This is a genomic window from Caballeronia sp. (assembly GCF_049581465.1).
Classification (GTDB): Bacteria; Pseudomonadota; Gammaproteobacteria; order Burkholderiales; family Burkholderiaceae; genus Caballeronia.
Map to the genome: position 1 here is coordinate 1 of NZ_JBAUSA010001064.1, position 8,465 is coordinate 8,465.

Annotated in this window: 7 protein-coding genes and 1 pseudogene; 4 read left to right on the forward strand and 4 right to left on the reverse strand. The window is 59.4% G+C overall.

Annotation, left to right across the window (positions count from 1 at the left end; all coding sequences use genetic code 11):
* Positions 1-126: 126 nt before the first annotated feature.
* Positions 127-468: a hypothetical protein gene (locus WCA53_RS26060; RefSeq protein ID WP_423917263.1), complete on the reverse strand. Its 342-nt coding sequence runs from the start codon at positions 466-468 to the stop codon at positions 127-129.
* 427 nt (positions 469-895) lie between these two features.
* On the opposite strand from WCA53_RS26060, the gene pdxY reads away from it, so the two are divergent.
* A complete protein-coding gene (gene pdxY / locus WCA53_RS26065; RefSeq protein ID WP_423917267.1) occupies positions 896-1,759 on the forward strand; it encodes a pyridoxal kinase PdxY in 864 nt (287 codons plus the stop codon).
* 253 nt (positions 1,760-2,012) lie between these two features.
* Entirely contained in the window at positions 2,013-3,449 is a 1,437-nt protein-coding gene (locus tag WCA53_RS26070) for a dihydrolipoyl dehydrogenase (protein WP_423917270.1), read from the forward strand.
* 114 nt (positions 3,450-3,563) lie between these two features.
* Here the strand turns inward: WCA53_RS26070 and WCA53_RS26075 are convergent, their stop codons facing one another.
* From WCA53_RS26075 to WCA53_RS26085, 3 genes are all read right to left on the reverse strand, one after another.
* Positions 3,564-3,911, reverse strand: coding sequence for a hypothetical protein (locus tag WCA53_RS26075; RefSeq protein WP_423917273.1), 348 nt, complete (start codon positions 3,909-3,911; stop codon positions 3,564-3,566).
* Between the two features lie 254 nt (positions 3,912-4,165).
* Positions 4,166-5,056 (reverse strand): 3-hydroxyisobutyrate dehydrogenase, encoded by an 891-nt coding sequence (gene mmsB / locus WCA53_RS26080; RefSeq protein WP_423917275.1) that lies wholly within the window; start codon positions 5,054-5,056, stop codon positions 4,166-4,168.
* 37 nt (positions 5,057-5,093) lie between these two features.
* Positions 5,094-6,635, reverse strand: coding sequence for a CoA-acylating methylmalonate-semialdehyde dehydrogenase (locus WCA53_RS26085; RefSeq protein ID WP_423917278.1), 1,542 nt, complete (start codon positions 6,633-6,635; stop codon positions 5,094-5,096).
* Between the two features lie 213 nt (positions 6,636-6,848).
* Here WCA53_RS26085 and WCA53_RS26090 point away from each other — a divergent pair, with 213 nt between their 5' ends.
* On the forward strand, positions 6,849-7,811 hold the full coding sequence (locus WCA53_RS26090; protein ID WP_423917283.1) for a LysR family transcriptional regulator: 963 nt from the start codon (positions 6,849-6,851) through the stop codon (positions 7,809-7,811).
* Positions 7,812-8,028: 217 nt separating this feature from the next.
* Positions 8,029-8,465 (forward strand): annotated as a pseudogene (locus WCA53_RS26095) (M23 family metallopeptidase); the annotation flags it as partial.

The following is an 8,465-nucleotide window of genomic DNA, read 5'->3' on the forward strand; positions in this document are numbered from 1 at the left end:
AAACGAAGCAAAGAAACGCGTTTTAACCGCCAACATTTAAGTGTCCACAACATACACTTCAGGTTTTTGGCCCGAACGTAGCACGGCCCCAAGCATTTAACCCGCAGTCGAACACCCCCCTCAAACTTAAACCGCGCGCACACGCTTCGCCTCGAAGGCCCCCATCCCGTTGCCAGTTTCAGTAATATCAGCCGTTTCGATTCCGCCCTCGCCTCCTTCACTCAGTAAGTTTTTCTCCCCACCCGCTAAAGAACGCCCCGTTCCCGCCGTAAAAGTATGGGATATCTCGCTGGGTCCCAACCCTGATTCAATTAAAAAACCGATTTGTTCCCTTCCCCTCACATGATCCTGCGCGTCCTCATTCAAACTGCAGTCTGCGCCGCTCTCGTGATGGCAAACGGCGAACAACTGTCCAGTGCAACCACATTGATCAGCGACCTTAAGGTATCCCTCATCATCGCCGACCATTGCGCTATCTCGACGGAAACAGGCACACCATCGGTCCGCTGCGATGGCTCGAATGTCTATCGCGTCTACGAGAACGCCCCCTCAGCCGTGGTGCCAGTCTCGGAAAACGAAATCAAACCCTACGCGTCGAAATCGATAACCCCACTCGCGTCCGCCGCCCCGCACCAAAAAATCCAAATCGCGTTTTAGAACGCACCGGGCCCGCCAAGCGCCAGTAGCCACATTCGGGTCCCAACATTCACGCGCCGGTCAACGCGCTGCATCAATGCAACGCTCACGCCATCAATCTGCAAATTATCGATACAGCCTGCGCCACGCCTATCGGCGCGACGGCACAATGGATACCTGCATGCGCTCCCCCCATGCGGAAAACGTGCGCGGCCCCTGCGCTCCCGGCCGCTGTCCAGCACCTGGCGATCAAGACATCATGAACAACGTCCTCAGTATCCAGTCCCACGTGGTGTTCGGCCACGCAGGCAACAGTGCGGCGGTCTTCCCGATGCGTCGCATGGGTATCAACGTCTGGCCGCTCAACACCGTCCAGTTCTCCAATCACACGCAATACGGACGCTGGACCGGCAGTGTGGTGGACTCGGACGAACTGACACGCGTAATAGAAGGAATCGGCGCAATCGGCGTGCTGTCGCGCTGCAACGCGGTACTGTCGGGCTATCTCGGCACACCCGACCAGGGCCGCGCAGTCGTCGAAATCGTCCGGATGGTGAAAGCCGTCAACCCCAAAGCGTTCTTTGTCTGCGACCCGGTAATGGGCGCGACCGGCGACGACACCGTCGAACCGGGGATTCAGGAATTTCTCGTCAGCACAATGCCCGAGATCGCCGATGTCATGACGCCCAATCACGCTGAACTGCAGAAGCTGACGGGCCGCACCATCGAGACCGTGGAGGAAGCGGTCACGGCGTGCCGCGAATTGATCGCGCGCGGCCCGCGAACCGTACTGGTCAAGCACCTCATCGACAGAAACAGTCGGGCCGATGCGTTCAACATGCTAGCCGTCACCCGAGCGCAAGCCTGGTTCGCACAGCGGCCGCTGTATCCGTTCGCACGCCACCCAGTCGGCGTTGGGGACCTGACAAGCGCGGTATTTCTCGCCCGCACATTGCTCGGCGATTCGCTGCGTGACGCGCTGGAACACACGCTTGCAGCCATCAACGCCGTCGTAAAGACCACCTACGAAGCCGGGCGCTATGAACTGGAAATCGTCGCCTCGCAAGACGAAATCGTCAATCCGACCGATCGTTTTCCAGCCCTCGCCGTGACCGCCGAATAGCCTTCGCACGGCGCGTGCGCGCTCTTCTCCGGGACCAGCAATTGCTGCCTCCACTTTGCTTCCTGCCGATGGCGGGCGCCATGCAGTGCATCGCCGGTTTCCCTCAGCGCCGAATCGCCTGGCAATTTCCTACTAGCGTTAACCCGTCCAGCCCGCCCCGAATTGATCAGCACTGCGTTTCAATTTGACCGCAATATAGACAGCACCAGCAGGGCTCTTAGGGCCAGGCATCGCCGGCAAGCAAAGGAATCTGATGAAGCAAATCAAGGTGGACGTAGCGATTATTGGGGCTGGGACGGCGGGAATGGCGGCGTATCGCGCGGCGCGTTGCGCCGGCAAGCACGCGGTTCTGATCGAGGCGGCCGAGTTTGGAACAACGTGCGCTCGCGTCGGCTGCATGCCGTCGAAGCTGCTGATCGCTGCGGCAAACGGCCTGCATGACGCGAAAGCGCAGGCGGCGCGGGGTATCGAAGGAACGCACGCGCTCGGGGCAAACGGCGAGCATGTGCTGGCGTATGTCCGCCACGAGCGCGATCACTTCGTCAAAGGTGTGCTGGACGAAATCAAGTCGCTTCCTCAGGACACGATCATTCGCGGACAAGCGCGTTTCGAGTCGCGCAATGTGCTTCTGATAGACGATACGCTGCGCATCGACGCGGCCAGCGTAGTGATCGCGACCGGCTCGGCATCGTTCATTCCGGATGATTTAAAGGTCTTCGGCGACCGCCTGATCACCAGCGACACTGTCTTCGATCTCAAGACTTTGCCCACGCGTTGCGCAGTATTCGGTGCTGGACCCATCGCGCTCGAACTCGGTCAGGCGCTGGCGAGGCTGGATGTCGACGTGTTCATGTTCGGCCACGACAACAAGGTGGGCGCGCTAACCGACACCCCGGTACGGGACAAGCTGATAGAAGCGTTGCAACAGGAATTTTATCTCGACCCTGACGCGAAAATCTTCGAAAAGTCGATGCAGGACGGCGAACCCATCATTCGCTTCCGGGCGCTCGATGGCGAAGAACGCACGGAACGATTCGACCTTGTACTCGTAGCAACGGGCCGAAGACCCGCGCTGGCATCGCTACATCTGGAAAAGACGGGCATCTCGCTCAACGAGAAAGGTGTCCCGCTCTTTGACGAACGCTCGATGCAATGTGGCGACAGCAGTATCTTCATCGCGGGTGATTGCGACGGCACTCGCCCATGGCTCTGCGATGCGGCGGATGAAGGCGAACTCGCCGGCGACAATGCCGCACGTTTTCCCGACGTTCAGTGTCCCAAACGAAAAGCTCCCTTCTCCATCGTATTCTGCGAGCCGCAAATTGCAGCCGTGGGCGCGTCCTATGAGGACCTCAAGAAGCAAAGGACCGTAACGGGATCGGTATCGTTTGAAACGCAGGGGAGAAGCCGCGTATTAAGGCAGAACCGCGGGCTGCTTCACGTCTACGCGCACGCAGCGACCGGTAAGCTGCTCGGCGCGCAGGCATGCGGACCAACAGTCGAACATCTTGGTCACCTGATCGCCTGGGCGTTGCAGCTCGAGCTTACCGTCGATGAAATGCTCAAGCTGCCCTTTTACCATCCCGTGGTCGAGGAAGGATTGCGAACCGCGCTGAGAGAAGCACAACAGAAAATATCCGATGCAGCCGCTAAGGCGGTGGCCATACTGCCGACAGCGGCGGGGTGTTGATTCAACGCCTCGAAATATAAAAGTCAGATAAAGCAGAAAAATAGAAAAAGCCCATTCACGCACGACGCGCAAATGGGCTCTTTAGTGCTGCGAGACCCTTGATAGAGCGAACGCTTACATCCCGTATTGCAGCGCAACGTCAAAGCCCAGCACGACCACTGACGCGAACACGCCAAGCAGCAGGTTTCCGACGCGATGTTCGAAATCGCGGTGCTTGGTCAGCCACGCAGCGGCCAGGAACGCTACCTCCAGGATGACCTGAATGGCAAATACGGCCAGCATGAGCGCAAATTCGTAACCCATGGAACTAAAGTTCGCGAAGTTGAAACCATTCACCGCGACCCAGGACCCCACGCGCCACATCTCGTACACCAGCAACAACAGTGGGAACAAGTAACTGGCCACGTACGTAGGCATCGTGGCGTGCCGCAATTCCATATGAAAATGACGAGTGGTTTGCATAACGCTCTCCTTGATCCTTGGCTCCAGCTCACGCTGGAATTAACTATCCAAAACCGCTACGACTTCGTCATCTATTTAATTACTTGACGGAGTCATGAACGTCGTGCTTTGAGAATAGGCCAAAATTAAGGAAAGCGAATCCTCGTATTCCCCATGTTGTCCATGTGGCATGGCGTAGCAGCCGATCATGCTGCGGCGCAGCTTAAACGCCAGCATAAAAGGCAGGGTCCGCGAACGGCGAACGTTCGTTTTAATCAGTCCTCCTTTCCACTGTATAACTTGATGATTGCCGAGAAGTCCAGCCCCCCGAGGCCCTGCATGCTCATCGTCTGGTAGAGCTGTTGCGCAAGCGCGCCCAGCATGATCGGCTGTTTCACCTGACGCGCTGCATCAACGGCCAACCCGAGGTCCTTGAGCATCAGGTCTGCGCCAAAACCGCCCGTATAACCGCGTGAAGAAGGCGCGTTAGGCAATACGTTGGGATAGGGATTACACGTATCGGCGCTCCAGCAACGTCCCGTCGACGTGTTGATGATGCTCGCAAGCTTGTTAGGATCGATTCCTAGCGAAGCCCCGAGTTTCATCGACTCCGCTACGCCGATCATCGATATGCCGAGCAGCAGGTTGTTGCAAATCTTGGCGATCTGGCCCGTGCCGGTCTCGCCGCAATGCACCATATTCTTGCCCATGCCGGCGAGCACCGGTTTGAGCGTTTCGAACAACGCTTCGTCGGCTCCGACCATGAACGTCAGCGTGCCGGCCTGCGCGCCGCCCGTTCCGCCGGAAACGGGGGCATCGGCGAATGGATTGCCTTGTTTGCCTGCAGCTTCAGCAATCAATTTCGCGGTCGCCGGATCGATCGTGCTGCTATCGATCATCGGCACGCCCGGACGCACGCCCGCGAGGACGCCGTCGTCGTTCAGATAAACAGCCATGACGTGCGCCGCGGCGGGCAGCATGGTTATCACGACCTCGCTATTTTCAACCGCGTCGCGAGGCGATTTAGCCACGCGCGCGCCCGCGTCCGATGCGACCTGCAACGCAGTCTTCGACAAATCGAAGACCGTCAGCGAATGTCCCGCTTTCATCAAGTTGGCGGCCATGGGGCCACCCATGTTGCCGAGTCCGATAAAGCCGATGTCCATGAACTTCTCCCCGTTGGTTGTTCGAACCGCTGTCAGGTCAACGCAGCGAAATGGTGGTGTTCACGCCATCGTTGACCGTGGCGTCGTCAAACCAGCGTGCCGTTACCGTTTTGGTTTGTGTGTAGAACTGCACCACCTGCTTGCCGTAAGGGCCAAGGTCGCCAAGCTTCGATCCGCGCGAGCCGGTGAAGCTGAAGTACGGTACAGGTACCGGGATCGGAATATTGATGCCGACCTGACCGACGTCAATCTCGCTCTGGAAACGGCGCGCCGCCGCGCCGCTTTGCGTGAACAACCCGACGCCGTTGCCCATCGGATTGCGGTTCACGAGGGCGATGGCTTCATCAAGCGTTGCAGCCTCCAGCACGCAGATCACCGGGCCGAAGATTTCCTGCTTGTAGATCGACATGTCGGTGGAGACGTCGGAGAAGATCGTCGGACCGATAAAGTTGCCCTTCTCGTAACCCTTGACCTTCACGCCGCGGCCATCGAGTGCGAGTGTTGCGCCTTCGCTGACGCCTGCTTCGATGAACCCGAGAATGCGCTTATGCGCGGCTCGCGAAACCACCGGACCGACATCGGTATTCGCTTCCGTGCCGCCATTGACGGACAAGCCGCGCGCGCGCTCGACGAGGTCCGGCAACCATTGCTTCGACGCCCCGACAAACACCACCACGGACGTCGCCATGCAGCGCTGGCCAGCCGCGCCAAAGCCCGCGCCGGCGAGCGCGTTGAGCGTCTGCTCGCGATTCGCGTCGGGCAGTACCACGGCATGGTTCTTCGCGCCCATCATCGCCTGGACTCGCTTGCCGTGCTGGCTGCCGAGGTTGTACACGTGCGTACCCACGTGGGTCGATCCGACAAACGAAATCGCCTTGATATCCGGGTGCGTGCAGATCGCGTCGACGACAGCCTTGCCGCCATGAACCACGTTCAGCACGCCAGGAGGAATGCCCGCTTCGAGCGCAAGTTCGACGAGTTCCATGGTGGACAGCGGATCTTGTTCGGACGGTTTCAGCACGAACGTGTTGCCGCACACGATCGCCATCGGGAACATCCAGAGCGGGATCATTGCGGGAAAATTAAACGGCGTGATGCCGGCGCACACACCGATCGGTTGACGCAGTGTGTAGGTGTCCACACCACCTGCCACGTTCTCCGAGAATTCGCCCTGCTGCAATGTACCGATCGAGCACGCATGTTCGACCACTTCGAGGCCGCGGAAGATATCGCCTTCGGCATCGGGTAGCGTCTTGCCCTGCTCGGCCGTCAAGGTCTGCGCAATACGCTTCATGTTCTGCCGCACGAGATCCTGGAACTTGAGCATCACCCGCATGCGCGTGCCGAGCGATGTCAGGCGCCAGGTCTGGAACGCCTTCGCGGCAGCAGCCACCGCCGCGTTCACCTCGTCTTGCGTCGCAAATGGAACGCGGCCTACCACTTCCTGCGTGGCCGGATTGACGATGTCGCGCCATTCCTTGGTGGCCGATTCGACAAATGCGCCGTCGATCAGCAACTTGGCCGTACGCACGCCTGCCGATTGCTGGGCGAGCGCCGGATGTTCAGCGGTGGTGTTCATGCAGAGGCTCCTTGGAAAGACAAGAACGTTCCTGGCTGGAACGGCATAGCGAAGAAAAACGGGGACGCGGACGCGCGCTGGCGTCGCCGATCGAGCATCTCATCTCCGATTATGGGTGTGTCATGTCGGCCCGCCGTTTCTCACGGCGGGTCCGCATCATTCAGTATAGTTATGCAAATCTCCACGAAGTATCGATAGAAATACCCATCCGATATGCAAAAAAATACTATGCCCGACGCCGGAAAGCTGAACTGGGACGATCTTCGATACTTCCTGGAAGTCGCACGCACCCAGCGTGCCAGCGGCGCGGCAAAGCGCCTGGGCGTGGACTACACGACCGTCGCACGACGCATACGCGCGCTGGAAGACGCGCTAGGCACCCTTCTCTTCGATAAATCCCGCAGCGGCGGCTTTGTCCTCACAGCAGAAGGGCAGCGCCTGCTTGCGTACGTCGACGCGATGGAAACCACGGTCCAGACCGCCACCGAACACGTCGCCAATACGGGCCATGCACTGTCCGGCCATGTGCGCGTGGGATCGACGGAAGGCTTCGGCTGCTTCTTCCTTGCGCCGCACCTCGCGCGCTTCCAGGACGCACATCCGAACATCTCGATCGACTTGCTGCCGGTGCCGCATTTCGTGAGCCTGTCCAAGCGCGAGGCCGACATTGCGGTGACGCTGGAGCGCCCGGAACACGGCCAGACTGTCTACACGAAACTCTGCGATTACCGTCTCCGGCTCTTCGCTACGCAGGACTACCTGGACCGCCATGAACCGATTCGTTCTGTTGACGACCTGAAGACCCATCGCTTTGCGAGCTATATAGACGACCTCGCCTTCAGCTATGAGTTGCTCTATCTCGAACGTGCCGTTCCTGGCGCGATTTCGCACTGGCGCAGCACGAGCGCTGTCGCTCAATATCATGCCGCGCTACAAGGCCGCTCCCTCGCAATCCTGCCGTGCTTCATGACAGCTCAAGACCCGCGCCTGATCCCCGTTCTCGCCGATGACATCGTCGTCACGCGCGCCTTTTACCTCTCCTGCCGGGAAGACCTGCGCAAGTTGAAACGCATCACGGCGGTGTGGGAATTCCTGCGAGCCGTGGCTGAAATGAACCGTCCGCTGCTGATGGGCGAAGACCGCGCCATGCTGTGGGCCGCAACGCCGGCGCCCTAGATTTCGTGAATATTCAGTCGGCCTTATATATGAGATACGCATCTGGAGAACAGGTGCATAATCTGCCGCCGATAAGGCCTTGCGCCGTAACCCTGCTGCGGCGTTTTCACATGGACGCAATAGTTTTCAATCTCGATGTTAGTACTCAAAAACGCAATGACGCCCTCGCGCCTGTGCGTATTGTCGTGACGGCGCGCGATCCGCGTCGCGTGCGCTGATGGCCTTCGTCATCTGGTCCCGCAGGACCATGTCCAACCAGCGCGTACGCTTTGTCGAAGCGCGCACGGTACGCACTATGGTGATCGTTGCCGTGATCGCGCTGATCCTCGCTGCGCTGGCGCTGGGCATGGCGATCGGCGTTGCGATGGGCAACACGCATGCCTCCGAAGAGAAGGCGCAAACGGAACGGCGCTCCTATGAAATCGACGAGCTTGGCAAAATCAGTGCGACGCTGACGCATCTCGAACCGCGCGTAGCGGAACTCGTGTCGCAAGTCGACGAACTCCAGGATTTCGAAGCTCAGTTGAAAGCGTCGCGGCGCGCGGCCGAGCGGCCTGACATCCATCTGGTTCCACCGCTGCCGGACAACGACGACGAATCGCCCTTGGACAGCAGCGCCTCGGGTGGCCCGTCGCTGCCGCCTCGCCTCTGCGA

Excerpts from the sequence above, each read along its gene's own strand:
- WCA53_RS26060 (WP_423917263.1), bottom strand. The coding sequence starts at position 468 with ATGGTCGGCGATGATGAGGGATACCTTAAGGTCGCTGATCAATGTGGT.
- pdxY (WP_423917267.1), top strand. The coding sequence starts at position 896 with ATGAACAACGTCCTCAGTATCCAGTCCCACGTGGTGTTCGGCCACGCA.
- WCA53_RS26070 (WP_423917270.1), top strand. The coding sequence starts at position 2,013 with ATGAAGCAAATCAAGGTGGACGTAGCGATTATTGGGGCTGGGACGGCG.
- WCA53_RS26075 (WP_423917273.1), bottom strand. The coding sequence starts at position 3,911 with ATGCAAACCACTCGTCATTTTCATATGGAATTGCGGCACGCCACGATG.
- mmsB (WP_423917275.1), bottom strand. The coding sequence starts at position 5,056 with ATGGACATCGGCTTTATCGGACTCGGCAACATGGGTGGCCCCATGGCC.
- WCA53_RS26085 (WP_423917278.1), bottom strand. The coding sequence starts at position 6,635 with ATGAACACCACCGCTGAACATCCGGCGCTCGCCCAGCAATCGGCAGGC.
- WCA53_RS26090 (WP_423917283.1), top strand. The coding sequence starts at position 6,849 with ATGCAAAAAAATACTATGCCCGACGCCGGAAAGCTGAACTGGGACGAT.